This window comes from Caulobacter sp. DWR2-3-1b2 (genome assembly GCF_049896345.1).
Lineage (GTDB): Bacteria > Pseudomonadota > Alphaproteobacteria > Caulobacterales > Caulobacteraceae > Caulobacter.
The window spans coordinates 642144-665743 of sequence record NZ_JAFCUC010000001.1 but is presented as its reverse complement, the minus strand read 5'-3'; the positions used below and the strand labels follow the sequence as shown (position 1 = coordinate 665743).

The window sequence follows — 23600 nt, the reverse complement described above, 5'->3', positions numbered from 1 at the left end:
TTTGACACATTTTTTTCACGCGAACCGGAACCGCTTCGCTCGAAAAATGCCCTAGAGGATGAACCGGCTGAGGTCTGCGTTCGCAGCCAAGGCGCCGATGCGTTCCTGCACATAGGCCGCGTCGACCGTGACCGTCTCGCCCGAGCGATCGCCCGCGCTGAAGCTGATCTCCTCGACCACCTTCTCCAGGATCGTCTGCAGCCGCCGGGCGCCGATGTTCTCGACGGAGGCGTTGACCGCCACGGCGGCGTCGGCCACAGCGTCGATGGCGTCGTCGGTAAACACCAGGGTCACCCCCTCGGTCAGGATCAGCGCCTGGTGCTGGCGGATCAGATTGGCTTCCGGCTCGGTGAGGATACGGCGCAGGTCATCGCGCGTCAGGCCCTTCAGCTCGACACGGATCGGCAGGCGGCCCTGTAGCTCCGGCAACAGGTCGGACGGCTTGGCCACGTGGAAGGCGCCCGAGGCGATGAACAGGATGTGGTCGGTCTTGACTGGTCCGTACTTGGTCGAGACCGTCGTGCCCTCGATCAACGGCAGCAGGTCGCGCTGAACGCCCTCCCTGGAGACGTCGGCGCCCCCGCGCTGACTCGAAGACGCCACCTTGTCGATCTCGTCCAGGAAGACGATGCCGTGGTTCTCGGCCAGTTCCAGGGCCTCTTGCGTCAGGGCCTCCTGGTCGAGCAGCTTGTCGCTTTCCTCGGCGATCAGCGGCGCGTGGGCGCCGGCGACCGTGGTCTTGTGGGTCTTGGTGCGACCGCCGCCGAACGATTTCATCATCTCTGACAGGTTCAGCACCGAGGCGCCCGGCTGGCCGGGGATCTCGAACATGCCGGCTCCCGCGCCAGTGTCGGCCAGCTGCAGCTCCACTTCCTTGTCGTCCAGTTCGCCGGCTCGCAGCTTCTTGCGGAAGCTTTCGCGGGCGGCGGTTGATCCGGGGCCTGTCAGGGCGTCGAGAATGCGCTCCTCGGCCGCCGCCTCGGCCTTGGCCTTGACCCCGGCGCGGCGCTTGTCACGAACCATGGCCAGGGCGCTTTCCACCAGATCGCGGATGATCTGATCGACGTCGCGGCCAACATAACCGACCTCTGTGAACTTGGTGGCCTCGACCTTCAGGAACGGCGCCTGGGCCAGCTTTGCCAGCCGGCGGGCGATCTCGGTCTTGCCGACGCCGGTGGGGCCGATCAGCAGGATGTTCTTCGGCGTGATCTCGTCGCGCAGGTCGTCGGGCGTGCGCCGGCGGCGCCAGCGGTTGCGCAGCGCCACGGCGACAGCCTTCTTGGCCTCCAGGTGGCCGACGATGTAGCGGTCGAGTTCGGAGACGATCTCGCGGGGGGAAAACTCGGTCATCAGAGGCTCTCCACCGTCAGATTGCCGTTGGTGTAGACGCAGATCTCGGCGGCGATGGCCATCGAACGTCTGGCGACATCGTCAGCGGTCAGGTCTTGGTCGATCAGGGCCTTGGCGGCCGCCAAGGCGTAGTTGCCGCCCGAGCCGATGGCCGCCACCGAACCGCCGCCGGTGCTCTCGCCGGGTTCGAGCACATCGCCCACGCCGGTCACCGTGAAGATCGAGTCCGCGTCGGCCACCAGCAGCATGGCCTCAAGCCGGCGCAGATAGCGGTCGGTGCGCCAGTCCTTCGCCAGGTCTACGCAGGCGCGGGCCAGCTGGTCGGGATACTGTTCCAGCTTGGCCTCAAGCCGCTCGATCAGGGTGAAGGCGTCGGCCGTGGCCCCGGCGAACCCGGCCACGACCTTGCCGCCGGCCAGGCGGCGGACCTTGCGGGCGTTGCCCTTGACGACGGTTGGGCCCATGGAGACCTGTCCGTCGCCGGCGATCACGGTCTGCCTGTTCTTGCGCACCGCCAGAATGGTCGTGCCGTGCCAATCTGGAAAAGAGTTGGCGGGGAAAGAATTGCTGTTTTTCATGTCCCGCATCTGGCGAGGCGCAGCAGAGATATCAAGCGCGATGAGCTTTTCACCGGCCGAAGTCGAACGCTACGCCCGCCATCTGGTGCTGCGCGAGATCGGCGGGCCGGGCCAGCAGAAGCTGAAGGCCGCGCGGGTGCTGGTGGTCGGGGCCGGGGGCCTGGGCGCGCCGGCCGCGCTCTACCTGGCCGCCGCCGGGGTCGGAACCCTGGGCCTGGTCGACCCTGACACCGTCTCGCTGTCCAACCTGCAGCGCCAGGTCTTGTTCGCCACCGGCGACATAGGTCGGTCCAAGGTCGAGGCGGCCGCCGAACACTTGAACGCTCTGAACCCCCACATTGCCGTCGAAAACCACCCGGTATGGCTGAACCAAGCCAACGCCGAGGCGCTCGTCTCGCGGTATGACTTGGTGCTGGACGGCACGGATGACTTCGCCAGCCGCTTCGCCGTCAGCGACGCCTGTCTGGCGACGGGCAAGCCCTTGGTCAGCGGCGCTCTGGGCCGCTGGACTGGCCAGGTCGGGGTGTTCGACGGCCAACCCTGCTACCGCTGCCTGGTGCCTGAAACCCCGCCCGACGCCGAGACCTGCGCCCGGGTTGGCGTGGTCGGCGCTCTGGCGGGCGTGATCGGCGCGATGATGGCGCTGGAGGCGGTGAAGGTGATCACCGGCGCCGGCGACCCCCTATCGGGCCGCCTTCTGATCTATGACGCCCTGGCGGCCGAGACCCGCACGGTCCGGATCGGCGCGGATCCGGAATGTACGAGCTGCGCGGGCGAGCCGGCTACAGCATAGACGGAATGACCCGGTCGGGCGGCCGGTGGCCGTCCATGAAGGTCTTCACGTTGACGATGACCTTTTCGCCCATGTCGATGCGGCCCTCGACCGTGGCCGAGCCCATGTGGGGCAAGAGCACGACATTGGGCAGTTTCAGGAGCTTGGGATTGATGGCCGGTTCGTGTTCGTAAACGTCCAGACCGGCGCCGGCGATCTCGCCGCGCGCCAGCATGTTGGCCAGGGCGCCTTCGTCTATGACTTCGCCCCGGGCGGTGTTGACGATGATGCTCTGGGGCCGCAACAGTTTGAGCCGGCGGGCCGACAGCAGGTGGTAGGTGGCGGGGGTGTGCGGGCAGTTGACCGAGATGAAGTCCATCCGGGCCAGCATCTGGTCCAGGCTCTCCCAGTAGGTGGCCCCGACCTCCTCGGCGATGCGCGGGCTGACCGGCTTGCGGTTGTGATAGTGGACCTGCATGCCGAAGGCCTTGGCGCGGCGGGCCACGGCCTGGCCGATGCGGCCCATGCCGATGATCCCCAGGCGCTTGCCCCACAGGCGGCGGCCCAGCATCCAGGTCGGCGACCAGCCGTGGAAGCCACCCGCCTTGACCACTTCGGCGCCTTCGACGACCCGGCGCGAGGTGGCCATGATCAGGGTCATGGTCAGGTCGGCGGTGTCCTCGGTCAGGACGCCGGGGGTGTTGGTGACGATGATGCCGCGCGCATTGGCGGTGGCGACGTCGATATTGTCGACCCCGGCCCCGAAATTGGCGATCAGCTTGAGACGGTCGCCCGATCGAGACAGCAGGCGCGAATCGATCCGGTCGGTGATGGTGGGCACCAGGACGTCGCACTGGCCCATGGCCTCGACCAGTTCATCGGCCGTCAAGGCTTTGTCGGTGACGTTGAGTTGCGTGTCGAACAACTCGCACATTCGCGTCTCCACCGGATCGGGCAGTTTGCGGGTAACGATGACTTTGAGCTTGCGAGCTGACATGAGCGGTTCGAAAAGCCTTCCCCCCCGTTGGGCGTTCCTGACGGGTGTTTGAAATCAGTAGCAAAGGGGCCGGGTGCGGCCAAGCAAGATGCCGACGAATCGCAAACATCGTTCGCTCGGCCGCCTGGCCCTGATCCTGCTCGCCCTGGTAGGACTGACGAGCATGGCGCGCGCCCAGGCCCCGAAGATCACGCCATCGGGCATGGAGGTGCCGCGCTACGTCTCGCTCAAATACGGCGAGGTCAATGCCCGGGTCGGCCCGGACGAGGAGCATCGGCTGCTGTGGATCTACAAGGCCAAGGGCCTGCCGGTGCAGGTGGTGGCCGAAACCCGGGAATGGCGGCGGATCTGCGATCCCGAGGGCAATCTGGCCTGGGTTCACCGACGGACCACCGACGGCCGACGCACCGCCATGCGCGTCCAGACCACGCCCCTGCCGTTGCGCGCCCAGCCCAAGGGCAATGCGCGGATCACCGCCTATCTGGCTGGCCACTCAACCGCCAATCTCGACAAATGCGAAAAGGGCTGGTGCCGCCTGAAGGCCGACGGCGAGGCCGGATGGGCCCCGGAAGGGGAAATCTGGGGGGCTTCTTCCCAGGTCCAGTGCAAGCCCTAGCGGCGAATCGAGACCGTCGCGGAGCGTCAGGCGTTCACAGGCGTTACCGAAAGTAACATTGAGGCGCGGCCCACCGTCGTGCTAGGGCGGGACCATGCAACAGAGTTCCTACACTTTCGACGAGCTTCTGGCCTGTGGCCGGGGCGAGCTGTTTGGCCCCGGCAACGCCCAACTGCCCGTGCCGCCGATGCTGATGTTCGATCGCATCGTGCGGATCGAAAAGGACGGCGGCAAGTACGGCAAGGGCTATGTCGAGGCCGAGTTCGACATCAATCCCGACCTCTGGTTCTTCGCCTGCCACTTCATCGGCGACCCGGTCATGCCGGGCTGCCTGGGCTTGGACGCCATGTGGCAGCTGGTCGGCTTCTTCCTGGGCTGGTCGGACGCGCCCGGCCGCGGCCGGGCCCTGGGCGTGGGCGAGGTCAAGTTCACCGGGCAGGTGACGACGGGCGTCAAGAAGGTGACCTACAAGATCGACTTGAAGCGGGTGATCATCCGCAAATTGGTCATGGGCATCGCCGACGGCGTGCTGGAAGCCGACGGTGTGGCCATCTATGAAGCCAAGGACCTGAAGGTCGGGCTGTTCACCGCGGAACAAATGGCGTCGTGATCCACCTGTAGGGTGGCCGCCTAGAGCCGTCCCTTTTGGATCGTGGGGAAGAAAGAGGATTGTTCATGCGTCGCGTCGTCGTCACCGGACTGGGGATCGTCTCGTCCATCGGCAACAACGCCAATGAGGTGCTCGCCTCACTGCGTGAAGCCAAGTCGGGCGTGGTCGCCGCGCCGGACTATGCGGAACTGGGTTTCCGCTGCCAGGTGCACGCCACGGTCAAGCTCGACTCGTGGGAAGCCCTGGTCGATCGTCGCGCCGCGCGCTTCCTGGCGCCCGGCACGGCCTATGCCCACATCGCCATGGAACAGGCGATCGCCGACGCCGGTCTTGAGCAGTCCGAGATCTCCAACGAGCGCACCGGCCTGATCGTCGGTTCGGGCGGCCCGTCCACGCGGGTGATCGTCGAGGCGGCCGCCACCACCCGGGAGAAGGGTCCAAAGCGCATCGGCCCGTTCGCGGTGCCCAAGGCGATGAGCTCGGGCCCCTCGGCGGTGTTGTCCACCTGGTTCAAGATCCGCGGGATCAACTATTCGATCAGCTCAGCCTGCGCGACCAGCGCTCACTGCATCGGCGCGGGCGCCGAGCAGATCCAGATGGGCAAGCAGGACATCGTCTTCGCCGGCGGCTGCGAGGAGCTGGACTGGACCCTGTCCAACCTGTTCGACGCCATGGGCGCGATGAGCAGCAACTTTAACGACCGCCCCGCCGTGGCCAGCCGCGCCTATGACAGGGACCGCGACGGCTTCGTGATCGCCGGCGGGGCCGGAATCGTGGTGCTTGAGGAATATGAGCACGCCAAGGCCCGCGGCGCGAAGATCTATGGCGAAGTCGTCGGCTACGCCGCCAATTCCGACGGCTTCGACATGGTCGCGCCGTCGGGCGAGGGCGCGGCGCGCTGCATGAAGATCGCCATGGCGCAGGCCGGCGACCGGACCATCGACTATCTGAACCCGCACGGCACCTCCACGCCGGTGGGCGACAGCAAGGAGATGGGCGCGGTCCGCACGGTGTTTGGCGACAAGGCCCCGCTGATCTCCTCGACCAAGTCGCTGACCGGCCACAGCCTGGGCGCGGCCGGGGCGCAGGAGGCGATCTATTCGATCCTGATGCTCGACAACGACTTCGCCGCCCAGAGCGCCAATATTGAAAACCTCGATCCCGAGTTCGCCGACCTGCCGATCCTGCTCGAACGGTCGGACAGGCCGCTGACCACCGTGATGTCCAACAGCTTCGGCTTTGGCGGCACCAACGGCACACTGATCATCGCCAAGGCTAACTGACGAGCACCATATGTCGCGACAGCGGTGGGGCTGGCTAGCGACCCCGCCTCCCTCGCGGATATCAGGGCGCGGCTGGTGCGCGCCGTCGAAGGCTCCGCCGTGTTTAACCCCGCCTGTTTCGCTCGTGATCTCGAGACGGCGTTCGAGACGGCGCACGCTCGCCATCAGCAGGGTCTTCCGGCCGTTGGCTTCGAAGTCGGCTGACGCCCCGCCCGCCCGCTGCTAGACTATTTTTCGAGCGAAGTGGTTCCGGTTCGCGTGAAGAAAAATGCCTCAAAACAAAAGATTAGAGCTCACGGACTGACGCAGTCAGGTCGGGAAATGCTCTAGCTACGGATACGAGCAAGTGGGACCCCTCGATGACCTATGAGGCGCCGGACCAGCCGTCGATCAGCCCTGCCGCACGGGTGTCGCGACGCCTGGTCGTGGTTGGCGAAAGGATTTGGACCGACACGCTTCCTGGCGCGGTCCTGAACGCATGGGGCGCCGCCGTCCTGCCGCATGCGGCGGACCGTCTGCTGGCAGAGGCCTGGATGGCGGCCTCGAAATGTCTCGCCGATCAACTGACGACCGACGATCGCTTCACCGCAGACCGCCTGGCCGAGGCGGTGCGTGCGGGCGCCATGCCCTACGCGGTGGTCGGCGACAGCCACAGCCGTATCCTGGTGCGGCGCGCCCGGCGGGGGCGCCGGTGGCTGCTGCCGATCCACCGGTTGCTGACCGGCGCTTCGGCGCGGGGGTTGAGTTCGACCGAGTCCCGGAGCGGGGCGGGCGAGCAGCTTGGTCGCGATATCGCGCCCCTGCTACGCGCCGCGCCGCGCATCCTGCTGATGTTCGGCCAGGTTGATGTGGAGTTCGTGCATCCCTATCGCCGATTTCGGGCTGGCCGCACGGCCTTCGACCCGATCGAACTGGCCGCCTTCCTTGACGAAACGGTCGAACGTTATGTCGACGCCCTGGCCCGGCGTATCGCCGCGGCCGATCGAGAGCGTATCGACCTAGTCTCGATCCTGCCCCCTGCGCTAAGCGATTTGGCCTGGCGGCGCGGTTATCGCAACGCCCATATCGCCCAGCTGCACGGCGAGGCCGACGGGCGGATCGATCTGGCCGGCCTTGAGATTCCCGTCGCGGCGGCTCGCGTGACCGCCCACGCCGATTTCAACACCCGGCTGGCCGCCGCCGCGCCGGCGCTGGGTTTTGGCTATCTGGACCTGTTCGCGCCGCTGATGGCTGGGCCAATGGTGGATCCCGCCTTCCAGGGTCCGGCCGCTGGCCAAGATCACCATCTCGACTACCACGCCACGCGCGAGGTCGTGCTCGACCGGCTCTGGCCATGGCTGGGGCGCCAGGCCAAGGCCGGTTGATCCGCCGTGGAGGCGTGGGCTATGATTCCTGCGCCATCGGGTGGGGCCAGTAGCGATGCGTTTTAACGTCCAGCCTTCCACGCCTTGGGTCGAGACCGACCAGGTCGAGGCCTATCTCGACGCGGTCGGGGCGAACCCGGCGCAGCGCCGCTTCATGACCGACCTGCATCGCGACGGCGTGGCGATCATCGACCTGGGTGCGGAGGGCCCGGCCCTGTGCGACCGGGTCGTCGCGGAAACCCAGACCTTCTTCACCCCTGGTGTCCGGCGGGCCCAGGACGCCTGGCGGCGATCGCCGGCGGTGAGGGTGCTGTCCAATCTGCCGGTGATCGAGTCGATGCTGGCCCTGGCCTATGGCCGCGAGCCCTTCGCGTTTCAGACCCTGAACTTCCTGGTTGGCAGCGAGCAGCACGCCCATGCCGACGCGGTGCACTTTCACAGCGAGCCACAACGCTTCATGTGCGGGGTGTGGTTCGCGCTGGAAGACGTCCACGCCGACGCCGGGCCACTGTTCTACCACCTGGGCAGCCACAAGCGGCCGGTCTTCGGCATGCGCGAGGCCGGGGTCACGGATCGCGCCCCGGCGGCGGGTGACTACGAGACCTTCTACGTACCCGCCTTCGCGCGGGAACTGGAAAGCGCGCCGACCGTGGCTTTGCTGAAAAAGGGCCAGGCCCTGGTCTGGACGGCCAATGTGGCGCATGGCGGTACGGCGATCACCCGCGAGGGCGCGACCCGCCGCTCGCTGGTCACCCACTATTATTTCGAAAACTGCCTCTACTACACGCCGATGTACTCCTCGCCGGAGGAGGGGCGGTTTCATCTGCGCCTGCCCGCCAACCTCAAGACCGGCGGTTGGGTCTGGCCCCGGCGTGACGGCAAGCGGGCGCGGCTGAAGCTCAGGACCGTCGCCAGCGCCCTGAAGGAAGCCGTCCTGCGCGCCGTCCACGTCGCCTAGAGCCCTGCCGGGGTTCCTCCGCGCGGTGGGTCCTGCTAGCTAGCGGGTCAAGGATTCCTGGAGAGCCAACCGATGGCCGACGAATACGCATTCCCCAAGGGCGAGCTAATGGCGGGCAAGAAGGGCCTGGTCATGGGCGTGGCCAACCACAACTCCATCGCCTGGGGCATCGCCTCGCAGCTCGCCGCCCAGGGCGCCGAAATGATCTTCACCTATCAGGGCGAAGCCCTGGAGCGCCGCGTGCGGCCGCTGGCCGAGAGCATCGGCGTCACTACCCTAATCCCGGCCGACGTCACCGACGACGCCTCGATGGACGCGGCCTTCGCGGCGATCGAGGAGAAGTTCGGGACGATCGACTTCGTCGTCCACTCGGTGGCCTTCGCCAACAAGGACGAGCTGAAGGGCTCGTTCGTCGACAACACCACCCGCGAGGGTTTCCTGCTGGCCCTGAACATCTCGGCCTTCAGCTTCGTCGACGTCGCCAAGCGCGCGGCCAAGATCATGCCGAACGGCGGGTCGCTGATCACCATGACCTATCTGGGCTCTGAGCGGACCATCCCGAACTACAACACCATGGGCGTGGCCAAGGCCGCCCTGGAAGCGGCGACCCGCTATATTGCCCGCGACCTGGGCCCCAAGGGCATCCGCTGCAACGCCATCTCGGCCGGCGCCATGCGCACTCTGGCCCTGGCGGGCATTGCCGGCGGCCGCGGCATGATCGCCCAGGGCCGGGCGTTCAGCGCCATGAAGGAAGACACCTCGATGGAGGGCGTCGCCGGCGCGGCCCTGTGGCTGGTGTCAGATCTGGGTCGCTCCACCACAGGCGAGGTGGTTCACGTCGATGCGGGCTTCCACATGATGGGCATGCCCGACGAGGCCGAGGCCTAGGACAACGGGCCCTCGCCGGTCGGGCGGGGGCCTTTGCTTATCGAGCATAGGCCCGCATGAAGCGCCTCGCCGCCTCGGCTGCGAGGGCCGCGAACGCCTCGGTGGTGTTTTCGGACGGCAGGCCCAGCAGGCTGCGCAGCTGGTGGTGGCTCATGACCATGCCGCCAAAGAATTCGGCCGCCTGTTCAGGGTCAGGCACGTCCATCCTGCCCAGGCGGTTTTCCGCGTCCAGGAACGCCGCCAGCTGCCGACGGGTCTGGCGGGGGCCGGCCTCGAACACCTCGCGCGCCACGTCGGGCATTTCGACGGCGCCCTGGATCACCACGCGCATGATGGCGTAGCTCTTGCTGGTCGCCACCGTCTCCAGCATCGAACGAGCGAAGGCCTCCAGGGCCTCGCGCGGATTGTCGATGGCGCCGGGATCGCGTAGCGGGGCGGTGATCACCGCCACCCTCCGGGCCATAAGGGCGCGCACCAGTTCGGCCTTGGAGCCATAGTGGTTATAGACGGTCTGTTTGGAGACCCCCGCCAGCTTGGCGATGGCCTCCATCGGCGCGCCCAGGCCACGTTGACCGATCACCTCGACGGCGGCGTCGAGAATGGCCTCGGTCTTGGCGACGTCGATCTGTCCCGCAACTCTAGGCATTGGCGACTCTCGACATGTCAGTGCGCGTCCGAGGGCGGGGATGGGGCGTTCTTGGCCGGCTTGGCCAGCAACGACACCACTGCGGCGATGAAACAACCATAGGCTAGCAAGGTGAAACTATCACCGAAGGCCAGCACCGTGGCCTGCTGCTGAAGCATGCCGCCAATCGCCTTGCGGGTTGCCCCATCCGGGTCGGAAACGCCAAGCTGCGCCATCCGCGCGGCCAGACCTTCCATCATGCTGGCCATCCGCGGGTTGCCCTGGCTGACCAGGTCCGACAGGCCCATATAGTAAAGGGCCGTCTGGTTGGTGATCGCCGTGGCCAGCAGGGCCAGGCCTACGGCGCCGCCGGTGTTGCGCGCCAGGTTCACCAGGCCGGAGGCGTTCTTGACCATGTTCTGGGGCAGGGTGCTCATGGTCACCTGCTGGGTGGCGATCATGGCGATCATCACACCCACGCCGCGACAGGCCTGCACCCCGGCGAACTCCCAGAAGCCCCAGTCCTTGGTCACGCCATGGGCCATGTACATGCCGAAGCCAGCCAGCATGAAGCCGATGAACATCGGGATGCGCGGGTCCATCTCGCGCACCAGCCGCCCGGCGATAGGTCCGGTGGCGAACATCGACAGGCCCGAGACCACCATGGTCGTGCCGACCTCCGACGCCGAATAATGCCGCACCCGGCCCAGGAACTGCGGCAGCAGGAAGGTGCCGCCGAACAGGCTGGCCCCCGACACCGCTGTCATGGCCACGCCGATCGTGAAATTACGATTGGCGAACGCCCGCAGCTCGACGATCGGATTGCGATAGGTCAGCGACCGCCAGACGAAGGTCACGCCAGTGATGACGGCCACCACGGTCAAGGCCAGTATGCCGCTGTCCTCGAACCAGCCGTCCTTTGAGCCTTCCTCCAGAACGAACTGCATGCTCATCAGGAAGGCGGCCATCACCGCCAGGCCGAACCAGTCGAAGCCCTTGGACAGGCTGGGATCGCCCTTGTCGAACTGGCCCCAGCGCGCCACGCCGAACAGCACGATGACGCCGATCGGCGCATTGATGAAGAACAGCCAGCGCCAGGAGAGCCACTCGGTCAGGTGACCGCCCAGGGTCGGGCCGACGGTCGGCGCCAGGGTGACGATCAGGCCCATGATCACACTGGCGGTGATCCGCTTCTCGGGCGGGAAGGCGGTGAAGGCCACGGCGAACACGGTGGGGATCATCGCCCCGCCGATGAAGCCCTGCAGGGCCCGGGTCAGGATCATCATGTCGATCGACGAGCTAAGGCCCGTCAGCACGCTCATGACCATGAAGCCGGTGCACGAGATCAGATAGACTCGCTGGGTGCCCCACAGCCGCGACAGGTACCCCGACAGCGGGATCATCACGACCTCGGGGATCAGATAGGCGGTCTGGATCCAGCTGACCTGGTCGGCGCTGGCGCCCACCCCGGCCTGGATCTGCGGCAGCGAGGCCGCGACGATCTGGATGTCGAGGATGGCCATGAACTGGCCAATGACCATCGCCCCGAAGCCAAGCATCAGCTTGCCCCAATCCACCTCGGGGGCGGGTTTGGGAATGGAAGAGACGGGAAGGGCGGCGTCGGCCATGTCTGGGTTCCGAACCCGGACGCGCTAGCGCGCCACGCCCTGCTGGGCCAGGCGCGGGGCCGGTTGGCCGGCCTCGGCGAAGGACGGGCCCGAACGGTCGCGCACGTCAACCTTGACGTCGACCGACAGACCAGGCCGCAGGGCCGAGCCCAGGATGGACTTCTCGACCACGATCTTCACCGGCAGGCGCTGGGTGATCTTGGTGAAATTGCCCACGGCGTTCTCGACCGGGATCAGGGCGAACTCCTGGCCGGTGGCCGGGGCGAAGCTGTCCAACTTGCCGTGGATCACCTGCTTGCCGAAGGCGTCGGCCTTGATCTCGACCGGCTGGCCGACCCGCAGGCGCGAGACCTGGGTCTCCTTGAAGTTGGCGACGATATAGCCTTGGCCGACCGGCACGATCGACATCAGGGCCACGCCGGGCTGAACAAGCTGGCCTGGCCGCACCGACCGGGCGCCGACCACGCCGGCCACGGGCGCGCGGATCACCGCGCGGTCCAGGTCGATGCGGGCGGAGGCGACGGCGGCGCGGGCGGCGGCCGCCTGGGCCACGGTCTGGGCGCGGGCCGAACCTAGCGACTGGGCCGAGCGGCGCTCGGCCTCCAGCGCCGCCTGGGCGCTCTGAACGGCTGCCCCGGCTTGGGCGGAGCTGGCCTGGGTGGTCTGGACCTTCTGGGTCGAGACCCAGCCCTGCTTGGCCAGCACGTTGTAGCGGTCAAGGTCGGCCTTGGCGCGGCTGGCGTCGGCCTGGGCGCTGGCCACGCCGGCGGCGCGCTGGGCGATCATCGCCTGTTCCAGGGCGGCCTTGTCATCGACGCCGGTGATGGCCGCTTCCAGTCCTTCGGCATTGGCGACGGCCTGATCGAGGCGGGCTTGCAGGGTGGCGGTGTCGATACGGGCCACGACCTGGCCGGCCTCGACCCGTTGGTTGTCGGCCACCAGCACCTCGGCCACGTAGCCCGAGACTTGCGGGCTCACCTGCACGGTGTCGGCCTGGACGAAGGCGTTGTCGGTGGTCTCGTAGCGCTGCTTGTCGACGAACCACAACCCGCCGCCGATGATCAGCGCCACGGCGGCGATCCCGCCGACGACCAGGGGAATAAGCTTCTTGTTCGACGCGGCGGCCATGGTCCAAATCCCGAAACAATCGGATGATCGAGGGTGGCGATATATCGAGCCACCGCCCTCAGCAAGGGATAAATGGACGCACCCGTCCAGAAATCAACCCCACGCTGATCGATGTTCACGGATCGCCAAGAGCGGGCCTTGGCCGCGATTTCCCGTAAAGGACGAATCACGACATGTTTTCTGGGCGTCCGTGCAACCGCGCGGAGGGGGCACGCGTATTTTCAGTAGCGGATGGGTCACCCGCGCTAAAGGACGAGCCGATGAACGCCGACAACCCGCTCTCGATGTTTCGCCCGGTTCTCTGGCTCGCTGCGGCCGCCTTCGCCACCGGGTTTGGCGGTTATATGATGATCGCTCAGGCTGCGAACGGTGGATAAGCCGTCGCTCGTTTGATCTATTTAGCGCCGGTCGAACCGAAACCGCCGGCCCCGCGCGCCGTCTCGTCCAGGCTGGCCACCAGGCTCCACGAGGCCTGGGTCACTGGCGCGATCACCAGCTGGGCGATGCGGTCGCCGCGACGGATGGTGAATTCTTCTTCCCCCAGATTGATCAGGATCACCTTCACCTCGCCGCGATAATCGCTGTCGATGGTGCCGGGGGTGTTGAGACAGGTGACGCCCGACTTGGCGGCCAGGCCCGAGCGCGGCCGCACCTGGGCCTCGAAGCCGCCGGGAACGGCGAAGGCCAGGCCAGTCGGAGCCATGACCCGGGCGCCGGGCTTCAGCACGATCGGCGCGTCGTCCGCGACGGCCGCCCGCAGATCCATGCCGGCCGCACCGTTGGTTTCATAGGCTGGCAGGGGCAGGCCATGGGCGTGGGCCAGCTGGACGACGGGGATGCTCGGAACGATCATGAAAGGCTCTCGGCTATGCGTTGGGCGAGGTCGTGGGCCACGGCGTCCTTGGCCGCGCGGTCCCAGCGTTCGGTCTTGTCCTTGGAAATCAGCAGCACGGCGTTTTCGTCGCCGCCCATCACGCCAGGCTCGGTGACGTCATTGGCGATGATCCAGTCGCAGCCCTTGCGCGCTAGCTTGGCGCGGGCGTGCAGTTCGACATCGTTGGTCTCGGCCGCGAAGCCGATCACCAGCTTCGGGCGTCTCGGCCCGGAGGCGGACAGGGTGGCCAGGATGTCGGGGTTCTCGACAAAGGTCAGGGCCGGCGGGCCGCCCCTATCCTTCTTGAGCTTGGTCCCGAACACCTCGTCGATCCGCCAGTCGGCGACGGCGGCCACGAACACCCCGACCTCGGCGGGCAGGGCGGCCTGGCAGGCGGCCAGCATGTCACGGGCGGTCTCGACATCGACGCGATCGACGCCCATCGGCGTAGGCAGGGCGACTGGGCCGCTGACCAAGGTGACGCGCGCGCCCAGCTTGGCCAGGGCGCCGGCGATCGCGTAGCCCTGCCGACCGCTGGAGCGGTTGGTGATGCCGCGCACCGGGTCGATCGGCTCGAAGGTCGGGCCAGCGGTGACCAGGGCGTGTTTGCCGGCCAAGGGTTTCGCGGCGGGACCCGCCAGGGCGTCCATGATGGCGGCGAAGATCGCCGGTGGCTCGGCAAGGCGACCGGGGCCGTATTCGCCGCAGGCCATGACGCCGTCGTCAGGGCCAACCAACAGCACGCCGTCGGCCCTTAGGGTCGCCAGGTTGCGCTGGGTGGCGGGGTGCAGCCACATCCGCACGTTCATGGCTGGGGCCATCAGCACCGGCTTGTCGGTCGCCAGCAGGGTGGTCGAGGCCAGGTCGCCGGCCAGACCGTGGGCGGCCTTGGCGATCAAGTCGGCCGTCGCCGGCGCCACCACCACCAGGTCCGCCGAGCGCGATAGCTCGATATGGCCCATCTCGGCCTCGTCGGTCAGCGAGAACAGCTCGCCATAGACCTTGTCCTCGGAGAGGGCCGACAGCGACAGGGCGGTGACGAACTCCGCGCCGGCCTTGGTCAGGATCGGCCGCACGGCCACCCCGGCCTTGCGCAGCAGCCGCGTCAGCTCCAGCGCCTTGTAGGCGGCGATACCACCCCCGACGATCAGAAGAACCCGCTTGCCGTTCAATGGATCTGTCACGTCGGCCTCCAGCGCTCGTCCGCCCAGACGCGCATAGAGCGACACGGCCCGTAGCGTAAGCCCCCTTGCGCAAAATCCTTAATGAGGACTCGACAGCCGTTCTTTCTTCGTTCTTAATCGCTCAGGTAGAGCAAAGATCCGGAGATCGATCATGGCGGTACGGTTTGCGTCCTGGTTTTCAGCCCTCGCCTTGACGGCTCTGGCGGCGGCCACCGCCGGCTGCGACGGTGGCGCGTCGGCGGTGAAGGCCCCCAAGGCAGGCGATGTCGCCTTGGCCGAACCGGCGTCGGACCGCGACGCGCCCGCCTATGAGAGTCGAACGCCGCGCACGGATCCGCGCGACGCGCCGGTGCGCAAGGTGGCGGGCAAGCCGATGTGGGCGGCCAACCGCACCCGCACGGCGGAAGAGGCCGCTCAGCGCGGTTTCGAACGCTTTGGCGCGGAATTCGCGGCGGCCGATGTCGATGACTACGTCCGCAAGACCCACGCCTTCGTCGGCCATCCGCCAGCCGGAGCGGAGACGCTGAAACGGGCCAATGGCGACACCCTGATCTACGACTCCAAGGGCAATGTCTTTGCGGTGGTCACCAAGGCGGGTGCGCCACGCACCATGTTCAAGCCGGACGACGGCGAAGCCTATTGGGCCCAGCAGAAGGCCGGCGAAAATCGGCGCTCGACGGCGTCGCGCGATCGGACCGCGAGCGACAACGGCTAGGCGGTAGGTTCACGACGAGAGCCGTGGGTTGGTCGGCCTGGAACGGCGAAGCGTCGATCCAGGACCAGGGGCTGCACGCAACGCCCTTGGACGGCGGCAATTGGGTCCCTCTCCCGGCGGGAGAGGGGGGCCGACGCGAAGCGTCGGGAGGGTGAGGGATTACGCTGCTCACGGTCCATCCTAGACCTCAGGTGGCCGGATTGGATGTCGCGAGACAAGCGAGGTCTCGGCCTTAGCCCAGCCAAATCCCCGCGGCAAACGCCAGGCCGGCTACCGCCACGCCGGCCAGGAACCACAACAGTGGCGGGCCGGAGCGAGTCTGGACCACCGCCACCGCCGGAACCCCGGGCGCCTCGGCCAACCGGGCGATGGCGCGGAGGGCGCGCAGGGCCTCGTCTGCGAAGTCCCGGACCTTGGCGGCCGGCGACAGCTCGCGGGCGATCCAGCGGCGCACAACGGGATCGGCGGCGGCCCACAGGTCGTGGGTCGGATCGATACGTCGGGCCACGCCCTCGACGGTGACCATGGTCTTCTGCAGCAAAACGAGCTCCGGCCGCAGGGCCATGTCGAACAGGGCGGTGATCTCGAACAGCTGGGCCAGCAGCTTGCCCATCGACACCTGGCGGGCGTCGCGGCCGAACACTGGCTCGCCCACGGCCCGCAGGGCCTGGGCGAAGGCGTCGCGATCCTGGTGGGCCGGCACATAACCGGCGTCGAAATGAATGGCCGCCACCCGCGCATAGTCGCGATTGAGGAAGCCGTAGAGGATCTCGGCCAGATATTTGCGCTCGGCGGGTCCCAGGCGCCCCAGTATGCCGTAGTCGACCGCGACGATGGAGGCCGGGGCCGCGACGAACAGATTGCCCTCGTGCAGGTCGGCATGGAACAGGCCGTGGTCCAGGGCCTGGGCCAAGAACCCGCGGGTCACGGCCTCGGCCAGGGCCTTGCGGTCCAGGCCTTCCAGCGTCAGGGCGGCGGGATCCGATAGCGCGACGCCGGGCGCCCAGGAGAGGGTCAGGAACCGCTTGCCGACCCCGTCCCATACCACGTCGGGCGCCCGCATATAGGGATCGGCCTTCATCGCCTCGCCTAGCTCGGCGCAGCCAGCGGCCTCGAATCGCAGGTCAACTTCCAGGTCAAGCGCGCGGATCACCACCTCGACGAATTGGCGCGGGCGCAGCCGGCGGGCGGCCGGCGCCCAACGCTCGGCGAGGTCGGCGGCCAGGCGGAGGGCGGCGCTATCTTGGGCCACGCGCAGCTCGATACCGGGCCGGAGGACCTTCACGGCCACCTTCGTGCCGTCCAGCAGGGTGGCCGGATGAGCCTGGGCCAGGGAGGCGGCGGCGACCGGCCCCTCGAAGCTTGCGAAGACGGTCTCCAGCGGCCGGCCTAGGCCGCGCTCGATCTCGGCGCGGGCAACCGACAACGGAAAGGGCGCCAGGCGATCCTTCAGGTGCGACAGGTCCTCGGCGAACGGACCGCCGAAGATGTCGGCGCGGGTCGACAGGAACTGGCCAACCTTGATGGCCGCCGGTCCTTCGCGTTCCAGCACCCGCGCCAGGCGCTCGCCGGGCCGGCCTTGCCGCGCCTTGCCGCCGGCGAAGATCCGCAGCGCCCGGCCCGCCCACTTCGCTGAAGACGGCAGGACGGGCTCGACCTCGCGCGGGATTAGGGCGTCGGCTCGGACCAGGGCCCAGCCCACGGCGATCAGGCGCAGGGACGCGGCGACGCGGCTCATGCGGCGAGGGTCTCGGTTGGCGAACGGCGGGCGGGCGCGGAAGCGTTCATGTCCCGGCCTGAAAGCCCCCTCCGCGCGCTCCGGTCAAGACCGCTTTCGCCGCCGATCGGCCGCGACCGGCGAAAAGCGGCGCGCGAATGCCCTTCAGAGCGAATGAAGCCGGCTCGCCCCCCACCTCGGACGCTTGGCGCCCGCTTGGCGGCAGCTCCGCCCGTCACGGCAGAGCGGCTGAAACAGGGGGCGCGCCGAGCTTCCTGAAGCGCGGGCCATGGCGGCCGCTGACGAACTCGGCCTCAAGGAAAGCCGTGACGCAGGCCTTGGCCGTGTCGAGCCCCACCAGGCGGGCGCCGAGAGCGATGACGTTGGCGTCGTTATGTTCGCGGCTGAGCGCCGCAGAGATGGGCTCGCTGACCAGCGCGCAGCGGCAAGCCGCATGGCGATTGACCGCAATGGCGATGCCTGCCCCCCGAGCCGCCGAGCGCGACGCCGCGCTCGGCCCGTCCGTCCGCGATATGCTCGGTAAGCTTGTAGCCATAGTCGGGGTAATCGACCCGCGCAGCGCCATCAGAACCCAGGTCCGCCACCTAATCGCCTTCGCCCGTCAGCCACCCGGCCAGTTCGGCCTTCAGTTTGAGCGCGGCATGATCCGAAGCGATGGCGATGCGCATGGAATCCGGTTCCTTGTCCCGGTTGGAGGTCGAAGCGGCCAGCAAGCCCCTTGCCCGCCATCAAGGGTGCCGCGACAGCTGCGAAGCCTCGAAATCCGCATCCGCCTCGGATGTGGCTGCGCCTCAAAGCCTTGACATCGCCAGACGCCAGAGCAAGCTCGCCATCAAGGTTTTAAGGCGAGGCCTCGCCGACGCGGGCGAATTGGGAAGGGGCACAACGCCAACCAATCCAGGCAAACCTATAACCGGGTGCGCTAGCGCCAGAGCCTGTGGAACCCCCTCGCCCCTAAACCGCCCAGCCCTGGTGCATCGCCGCGACGCCGCCGGTGAAGTTGGTGATCGTCACCCGTTTGAAGCCAGCGGTCTCCATCATCGATGCGAAGGTCTTTTGGTCGGGGAAACGGCGGATGCTTTCGACCAGGTACTGGTAGGCGTCGCGATCCTTGGCCAGCCACTCGCCGAACTGCGGGATCAGCTTGAAGCTATAGGCGTCATAGGCCTTCGCCAGGGCTTCGGTGACCGGCTTGGAGAATTCCAGACAGAGGAACCGACCGCCGGGCTTTAGCACGCGCCGCGCCTCGCGCAGGGCCGCGTCGATGTCGGTGACGTTGCGGATGCCGAACGAGATCACATAGGCGTCGGCATAGGCGTCGGGCAGGGGCAGGGCCTGCGCGTCGCCCACGGTCCAAGTGATCTCGGGCGCGCCGCCCTTCTCGATCCCCGCGCCAATCATCTCGGCATTGTAGTCGATGATGTTGATCAGGGCGTCGGGACCGCCACGGCGCTCCTGGGCCGCCCGCGTCATCTTGGCGAAGCGGCGGGCCATGTCGCCGGTGCCGCCGGCGCAGTCGATGATGACCTCGCCCGGCTGGGGATTGAGGCGCGCGGCGACCGCGTCCTTCCACAGGCGATGGACGCCGCCGCTCATCACGTCGTTCATCAGGTCGTAGTTCTTGGCGACCCGGTCGAACACGCCCCGCACCAGCCCGGCCTTGGCCGAGGCCTCGACGTCCTTGAATCCGAAGGTGGCGGAAGCCTTGGTCATGCGATCGCTCGAAAGGGGCTGGGTCTTCGCGCTCTTATAGCGGCCCGCGGCCGTCCGTCACCGGTTTTGCTTGTTCCGCGCGCGGGAAGGCCGATATCTGGCGGCCCCCACCCTTCCAGAGGTTTTCCTTGCCCGAACTGCCCGAAGTCGAGACCGTGCGGCGCGGCCTGGAGCCGGTGCTGAGCGGCGCCCGCCTGGCCCGCGTGCGCGCCAACCGTCCCGACCTGCGCTTTGCCTTGCCCGACGGCTTCGTCCAGCGCCTGACGGGCGCCAGCATCCTGCGATTGGACCGCCGCGCCAAGTACCTGCTGGCCCCACTGGACCGCGGCGACACCCTGGTGATGCACCTGGGCATGACCGGACGGTTTGAAATCGCCACGCCGGCGGGCGCGACCAGGCCCGGCGACTTCGCCCACGCGGTGACGCGCGACGAGAAGCATGCCCATGTGGTGTTCGAGACCGAGGGCAAGGACGGGAAGGCGGGGGCGGTGGTCACCTATTACGACCCCCGGCGCTTTGGCTTCATGGACCTGATCGCCACCAACGCCCTCGACCGCCACCCCTGGTTCGCCGCCATGGGTCCGGAGCCGCTGGGCGAGGCCTTCTCAGCCAAGACCCTGGTCGCCGCCTTCGCGGGCCGCAAGCAGGGGCCCAAGACCCTGCTGCTCGACCAGAAGACCGTCGCCGGCCTGGGCAATATCTATGTCTGCGAGGCCTTGCATCGTGCGCGCATCTCGCCGTTCAAGGCGGCCGGCACGATCGCCGGCAAGCGGCTTGGGCCCCTGGTCGCGGCGATCAAGGCCGTGCTGGCCGAGGCTGTCGAAGCCGGCGGCTCGTCCCTGAAGGATTTCGCGGCCACCGACGGGGCGCTCGGCTACTTCCAGCACCGCTTCCGGGTCTATGACCGCGCGCGACAGCCCTGCCCCACGCCTGGCTGCGAGGGCGTGATCGCCCGCGAAGTCCAGGCCGGCCGCTCGACGTTCTTCTGCCCGGTCTGCCAGGTTTGAGCCGGGGCGCCATTGCGGCGCTTGGGCATGCTGGCCGAGGACCTCCTTCGGCCGTAGATTGGGCCGGCTAGCCGATCGGCTCTCACGCAACGGTTTGAGCTCTGCGCTGTTTAACCCACGCCTTGACGGTGGGGGCGTTTGGGATCCGTCCGACCATGAACAAGCACGCCCCGACCGTGACCGCCCGATTGGAGCAGATGTTTCACGACCAGGCGACGTGCACGCCAGACGCCCCCGCCATCTACTTTCGGGGTCAGGTCGTCAGTTACGGTGATCTGGATGAAACGGTCGAACGCCTGGCCCGCGGTTTTTCCGCTCATGGTGTGGGTCCAGGCGTGCTCGTGGCGATCAGCCTGCAACGCACACCATGGATGGTCGCGGCGCTTCTCGCGACGATGAAAGCCGGAGGGGCCTATTTGCCCCTAGATGCCCGAAACCCACCGGAGCGCACGCGGTTCATGCTCGACGACAGCGGATGCGCCTTGCTGCTCGTGGACAGCGCCTCCCCGCCAATGGAGGGCTTTGGCGGGGTCGTCCTGGAGCTATCGGGTGGCGCGTTGATCCAGAGGGCGTCTGGGGCGCCGATCTCGAACCTGGCCCCGTCGAGCCTGGCCTATGTGATCTATACGTCCGGCTCCACCGGAGCGCCCAAGGGCGTGATGCTGGGGCACGGGGCCGCCCACTTGGTCCGCTGGGCCGAGCGGGCCTATTCCTTCGAGCAGCGCGCGCGGGTCGCCGCGACGACCTCGCTCGCGTTCGACCCCTCGATCTTCGAGATCTTCATGCCTCTTTGCACGGGTGGTGCGATCGTCCTGAAGCAGAACGCGCTTGAACCCTTCGCGCCGGACGAGCAGCCGACGATGCTGGACACCGTGCCGTCCGTGCTGGCCGAGCTGTGCCGGATGGACGCCATTCCGCCTAGCGTTGGCGTGCTCAATGTCGGCGGCGAGGCCCTGACCAGCGCGCTCGTTCGCGAGGTCTATAGTGACCGGCCGGCGATGGTGCTGGACAACCATTATGGACCGACGGAAGCCACGACCGTGGCGACGGTCGCGCGAATTCCACGCGACCTCACCGGCGAGCCCTCGATCGGGCGACCCGTGCGCGGCGCGACAATCCTGCTGCTGGACGTCGCGGGCGAGCCCGTTCCCGAGGGCGAGACCGGCGAGATCCACATCGGCGGGCCGGGCCTGGCGCTTGGCTATCTGAACCGGCCCGATCTAACCGCCGCCCGCTTCCTCCAAGGCCCCGCCGGTCGGCTGTACCGGACGGGCGATCTCGCCTGTTGGCGCGACGGCGCGCTGCATTTCGGCGGGCGGCTGGACGAACAGGTCAAGATTCGCGGCTTTCGCGTCGAGCTGGGTGAGGTCGAGTTGGCCCTGATGCGAATTCCCGGGATCGAAAGGGCGTTGGTCGTTGTTCGGCCCGCCTCTGGGCGCTCGCAGTTGATCGGTTATGTTCAGGCTCGGCGGGCCTTAACGCCGCTGACCGTGCGAGCGGCGCTGGCGGATTGGCTGCCCGACTACATGCTGCCAGCGCGGATCATCGTGGTCGACGCATTCCCCCTGCTCGTCTCGGGCAAGATCGATCATGGCCGACTGCCGGAGCTGGACGACGCCCCTGCGGACAATGGGCCCCCGCCGTCGCGCGGGGAAAAGCCGATCATCCACGTCTTCGAAGAAGTGCTGGCCCGTCGCGGCGTCGGCCCGGAAGACTCCTTCTTCGACCTCGGTGGAGACTCGCTGGCGAGCGTGCAGGCCGCCTTGCGGCTCGAAGAGATGCTCGGCTATGAGGTGCCCGCCGCCCTGATCCATCAGTCTCCCACGCCCCGCGCCCTGGCGGGCTCGCTGGACCATGGGCGCGTGCGCACCGAGGGCCATGTCAGCCTGCTCGCGCCGGGCGGTCCCGGGCCGCCGCTGTTCTGCATGGCCGACCTGTTTGGCCATCCGTTCAACTATCTGAGTCTGGCTCGCCGCTTGAGCGCGGAACGCCCCGTCCACGGCGTCGCGCCGGGACCGCTGCAGAGGGCGTTCACCGAGGGTGGCGACCTGCCCAGCATGACCCGCAGTTTCGTGGCCGAACTGCGCGGCGCGCGGCCGCAGGGTCCGTATCTGATCGCCGGCTATTCGGCGGGGGGGATGCTGGCGCTCGATGTCGCCTGCGCCCTGGAGCGCGAGGGCGAGACGGTTCGGCTCATCCTGCTCGATTCGTCCCTCCAAGGCCGGCGGCCTTCGCTGGACTTCGTCAAGCGTTGGGCCCTCGCCCAGGCGCGGGGCGTTTTCGCGGCGCGCACCCTCGGCGCTGCGGCTGAGCGCGCGGCGGCCCTGCTGAGCGCCTTGACCGGACGGAAGGCGCGCGGCGCCCCGCCCGATTGGATACCCAGATCGCAGGTCGCCTTCGCCGCGCGCATGATCCGGCTGAGCGCGGCCTACAGGGCGCAGGCGTTTTCCGGTCCCACCCTGGTCATCAGGGCTATGGAGCAAGGTCCCCTGGAGCAGTTGCACGATCACGATGGCCTGCTGGGATGGTCCGAGGTGCTCACCGGGCCGGTGGTCCAGGCGCCGGTTCTAGGCGGTCACCATGATTTCCTGCGCGAACCGTGGGTGGATGAGACAGCGCGCGCGGTCAGCCGCTTCCTGTCGAGCTTCGAAATAGCCCCGCAGGGCCGCAGGCTCGCTTCTGGGACTCCTCAACGCGGCCGGCCCCTCTATAACAGCGGCGCTCAACAGGAGACCCGCCGATGGCCGCCTACCAGACCCTGATCGTCGAGACCCACCCGGAGGCCGCGCCCGGCGTCGCCCTGATCCGCCTGAACCGGCCCGACGCGCTGAACGCCCTCAACACCGCCCTACTGGCCGAGCTCGCCCAGGCGCTGGCGGCAGCCCAGGCCGACGACGCGGTGGGCTGCATCGTCATCACCGGCTCGGCCAAGGCCTTCGCGGCCGGCGCCGACATCAAGGAGATGTCGGACAAGACCTACGCCCAGATGTTCAAGGACGATTTCTTCGCGGCCGGCGCGCGGGCCCTCGAGATCACCCGCAAGCCGATCATCGCCGCCGTCGCCGGCTACGCCCTGGGCGGCGGTTGCGAGCTGGCGATGATGTGCGACTTCATCCTGGCCGCCGACACCGCCAAGTTCGGCCAGCCCGAGATCAATCTCGGCGTCGCCCCCGGCATTGGCGGCACCCAGCGCCTGACCCGGCTGGTGGGCAAGTCCAAGGCCATGGACATGATCCTGACCGGCCGGATGATGGGGGCCGAGGAGGCCGAACGCGCCGGCCTGGTGTCGCGGATCTTCCCGGCGGACACGCTGATCGATGAGACCCTGGCCGTCGCCCGCAACATCGCCGCCCAGTCGCCTCTGGCCGCCGCCATGAACAAGGAGCTGGTCAACGCCGCCTACGAGACGACCCTGAGCACCGGGATCGCGCTGGAACGACGCCTGTTCCACTCGCTGTTCGCCTTCGACGACCAGAAGGAAGGCATGGCGGCCTTCGTCGAGAAACGAAAGCCGGCCTTCAAGGGCACGTGAACGGCTGTTTAGGGTCGCCGCGAGATTCTCGGCCTTGAAC

25 protein-coding genes are annotated in these 23600 nt (G+C 67.8%); 12 read left to right on the top strand and 13 right to left on the bottom strand.

The window, feature by feature from the left end; translation table 11 throughout:
* Positions 1–51 precede the first annotated feature (51 nt).
* On the bottom strand, positions 52–1350 hold the full coding sequence (gene hslU, locus ACP694_RS03160; protein WP_426010344.1) for an ATP-dependent protease ATPase subunit HslU: 1299 nt from the start codon (positions 1348–1350) through the stop codon (positions 52–54).
* Entirely contained in the window at positions 1350–1937 is a 588-nt protein-coding gene (gene hslV / locus ACP694_RS03155) for an ATP-dependent protease subunit HslV (protein ID WP_426010342.1), read from the bottom strand. The genes hslU and hslV overlap by 1 nt, the downstream gene beginning before the upstream one ends.
* Positions 1938–1968: 31 nt before the next feature.
* Here hslV and ACP694_RS03150 point away from each other — a divergent pair, with 31 nt between their 5' ends.
* The gene (locus ACP694_RS03150) at positions 1969–2721 is read left to right on the top strand and encodes a HesA/MoeB/ThiF family protein (protein WP_426010341.1); all 753 of its coding nucleotides are present in this window, start codon (positions 1969–1971) and stop codon (positions 2719–2721) included.
* Here the strand turns inward: ACP694_RS03150 and ACP694_RS03145 are convergent.
* Positions 2711–3697 carry a 2-hydroxyacid dehydrogenase gene (locus ACP694_RS03145; protein WP_426010339.1) on the bottom strand — a complete coding sequence of 329 codons (987 nt, stop codon included), beginning with the start codon at positions 3695–3697 and terminating at the stop codon, positions 2711–2713. The genes ACP694_RS03150 and ACP694_RS03145 overlap by 11 nt on opposite strands.
* Before the next feature lie 88 nt (positions 3698–3785).
* Between ACP694_RS03145 and ACP694_RS03140 the strand changes: the two genes are divergently transcribed.
* The 6 genes from ACP694_RS03140 to ACP694_RS03115 all read left to right on the top strand — a co-directional run bounded on the left by ACP694_RS03140 (position 3786) and on the right by ACP694_RS03115 (position 9416).
* Entirely contained in the window at positions 3786–4313 is a 528-nt protein-coding gene (locus tag ACP694_RS03140) for an SH3 domain-containing protein (protein ID WP_426010337.1), read from the top strand.
* A gap of 94 nt (positions 4314–4407) precedes the next feature.
* Positions 4408–4923: a 3-hydroxyacyl-[acyl-carrier-protein] dehydratase FabA gene (gene fabA / locus ACP694_RS03135; protein ID WP_426010336.1), complete on the top strand. Its 516-nt coding sequence runs from the start codon at positions 4408–4410 to the stop codon at positions 4921–4923.
* Positions 4924–4988: 65 nt separating this feature from the next.
* Positions 4989–6206, top strand: coding sequence for a beta-ketoacyl-ACP synthase I (fabB, locus tag ACP694_RS03130; protein ID WP_426010334.1), 1218 nt, complete (start codon positions 4989–4991; stop codon positions 6204–6206).
* Positions 6207–6565: 359 nt separating this feature from the next.
* Complete coding sequence (locus ACP694_RS03125) at positions 6566–7570, top strand: hypothetical protein (protein WP_426010333.1); 1005 nt, start codon at positions 6566–6568, stop codon at positions 7568–7570.
* Positions 7571–7625: 55 nt separating this feature from the next.
* The gene (locus tag ACP694_RS03120; protein ID WP_426010332.1) at positions 7626–8528 is read left to right on the top strand and encodes a phytanoyl-CoA dioxygenase family protein; all 903 of its coding nucleotides are present in this window, start codon (positions 7626–7628) and stop codon (positions 8526–8528) included.
* Between the two features lie 72 nt (positions 8529–8600).
* Complete coding sequence (locus ACP694_RS03115; protein WP_426010330.1) at positions 8601–9416, top strand: enoyl-ACP reductase FabI; 816 nt, start codon at positions 8601–8603, stop codon at positions 9414–9416.
* A 37-nt stretch (positions 9417–9453) separates the two neighbouring features.
* Here the strand turns inward: ACP694_RS03115 and ACP694_RS03110 are convergent, their stop codons facing one another.
* From ACP694_RS03110 to ACP694_RS03100, 3 genes are read right to left on the bottom strand one after another with little or no spacing between them, the layout of a single operon-like run.
* Entirely contained in the window at positions 9454–10062 is a 609-nt protein-coding gene (locus ACP694_RS03110; protein WP_426010328.1) for a TetR/AcrR family transcriptional regulator, read from the bottom strand.
* A gap of 17 nt (positions 10063–10079) precedes the next feature.
* Entirely contained in the window at positions 10080–11669 is a 1590-nt protein-coding gene (locus ACP694_RS03105; RefSeq protein ID WP_426010326.1) for a DHA2 family efflux MFS transporter permease subunit, read from the bottom strand.
* Between the two features lie 24 nt (positions 11670–11693).
* Positions 11694–12797, bottom strand: coding sequence for an HlyD family secretion protein (locus ACP694_RS03100; RefSeq protein ID WP_426010324.1), 1104 nt, complete (start codon positions 12795–12797; stop codon positions 11694–11696).
* Positions 12798–13057: 260 nt separating this feature from the next.
* Here ACP694_RS03100 and ACP694_RS03095 point away from each other — a divergent pair, with 260 nt between their 5' ends.
* Positions 13058–13174 (top strand): hypothetical protein, encoded by a 117-nt coding sequence (locus ACP694_RS03095; protein ID WP_426010322.1) that lies wholly within the window; start codon positions 13058–13060, stop codon positions 13172–13174.
* Between the two features lie 17 nt (positions 13175–13191).
* Here the strand turns inward: ACP694_RS03095 and dut are convergent, their stop codons facing one another.
* A complete protein-coding gene (gene dut / locus ACP694_RS03090; protein WP_426010320.1) occupies positions 13192–13650 on the bottom strand; it encodes a dUTP diphosphatase in 459 nt (152 codons plus the stop codon).
* Entirely contained in the window at positions 13647–14843 is a 1197-nt protein-coding gene (gene coaBC / locus ACP694_RS03085; protein ID WP_426011283.1) for a bifunctional phosphopantothenoylcysteine decarboxylase/phosphopantothenate--cysteine ligase CoaBC, read from the bottom strand. Before coaBC ends, dut begins: the two co-directional genes overlap by 4 nt.
* A gap of 163 nt (positions 14844–15006) precedes the next feature.
* Here coaBC and ACP694_RS03080 point away from each other — a divergent pair, with 163 nt between their 5' ends.
* Positions 15007–15570: a hypothetical protein gene (locus ACP694_RS03080; RefSeq protein ID WP_426010318.1), complete on the top strand. Its 564-nt coding sequence runs from the start codon at positions 15007–15009 to the stop codon at positions 15568–15570.
* A gap of 232 nt (positions 15571–15802) precedes the next feature.
* Here the strand turns inward: ACP694_RS03080 and ubiB are convergent, their stop codons facing one another.
* The 5 genes from ubiB to ACP694_RS03055 all read right to left on the bottom strand — a co-directional run bounded on the left by ubiB (position 15803) and on the right by ACP694_RS03055 (position 19021).
* The gene (gene ubiB / locus ACP694_RS03075; protein ID WP_426010316.1) at positions 15803–17308 is read right to left on the bottom strand and encodes a 2-polyprenylphenol 6-hydroxylase; all 1506 of its coding nucleotides are present in this window, start codon (positions 17306–17308) and stop codon (positions 15803–15805) included.
* Positions 17309–17522: 214 nt separating this feature from the next.
* Positions 17523–17723 (bottom strand): RpiB/LacA/LacB family sugar-phosphate isomerase, encoded by a 201-nt coding sequence (locus ACP694_RS03070; protein WP_426011282.1) that lies wholly within the window; start codon positions 17721–17723, stop codon positions 17523–17525.
* Positions 17680–17892 (bottom strand): RpiB/LacA/LacB family sugar-phosphate isomerase, encoded by a 213-nt coding sequence (locus ACP694_RS03065; protein ID WP_426010314.1) that lies wholly within the window; start codon positions 17890–17892, stop codon positions 17680–17682. Before ACP694_RS03065 ends, ACP694_RS03070 begins: the two co-directional genes overlap by 44 nt.
* Entirely contained in the window at positions 17893–18021 is a 129-nt protein-coding gene (locus ACP694_RS03060; protein ID WP_426010312.1) for a hypothetical protein, read from the bottom strand.
* A 241-nt stretch (positions 18022–18262) separates the two neighbouring features.
* Positions 18263–19021, bottom strand: a complete 759-nt coding sequence (locus ACP694_RS03055; RefSeq protein WP_426010311.1) for a class I SAM-dependent methyltransferase — start codon at positions 19019–19021, stop codon at positions 18263–18265.
* Between the two features lie 128 nt (positions 19022–19149).
* Between ACP694_RS03055 and mutM the strand changes: the two genes are divergently transcribed.
* From mutM to ACP694_RS03040, 3 genes are all read left to right on the top strand, one after another.
* Complete coding sequence (gene mutM / locus ACP694_RS03050) at positions 19150–20028, top strand: bifunctional DNA-formamidopyrimidine glycosylase/DNA-(apurinic or apyrimidinic site) lyase (RefSeq protein WP_426010309.1); 879 nt, start codon at positions 19150–19152, stop codon at positions 20026–20028.
* Positions 20029–20183: 155 nt separating this feature from the next.
* Entirely contained in the window at positions 20184–22790 is a 2607-nt protein-coding gene (locus ACP694_RS03045; RefSeq protein WP_426010308.1) for an amino acid adenylation domain-containing protein, read from the top strand.
* Positions 22769–23560, top strand: a complete 792-nt coding sequence (locus tag ACP694_RS03040) for an enoyl-CoA hydratase (protein ID WP_426010307.1) — start codon at positions 22769–22771, stop codon at positions 23558–23560. Before ACP694_RS03045 ends, ACP694_RS03040 begins: the two co-directional genes overlap by 22 nt.
* Positions 23561–23600 lie beyond the last annotated feature (40 nt).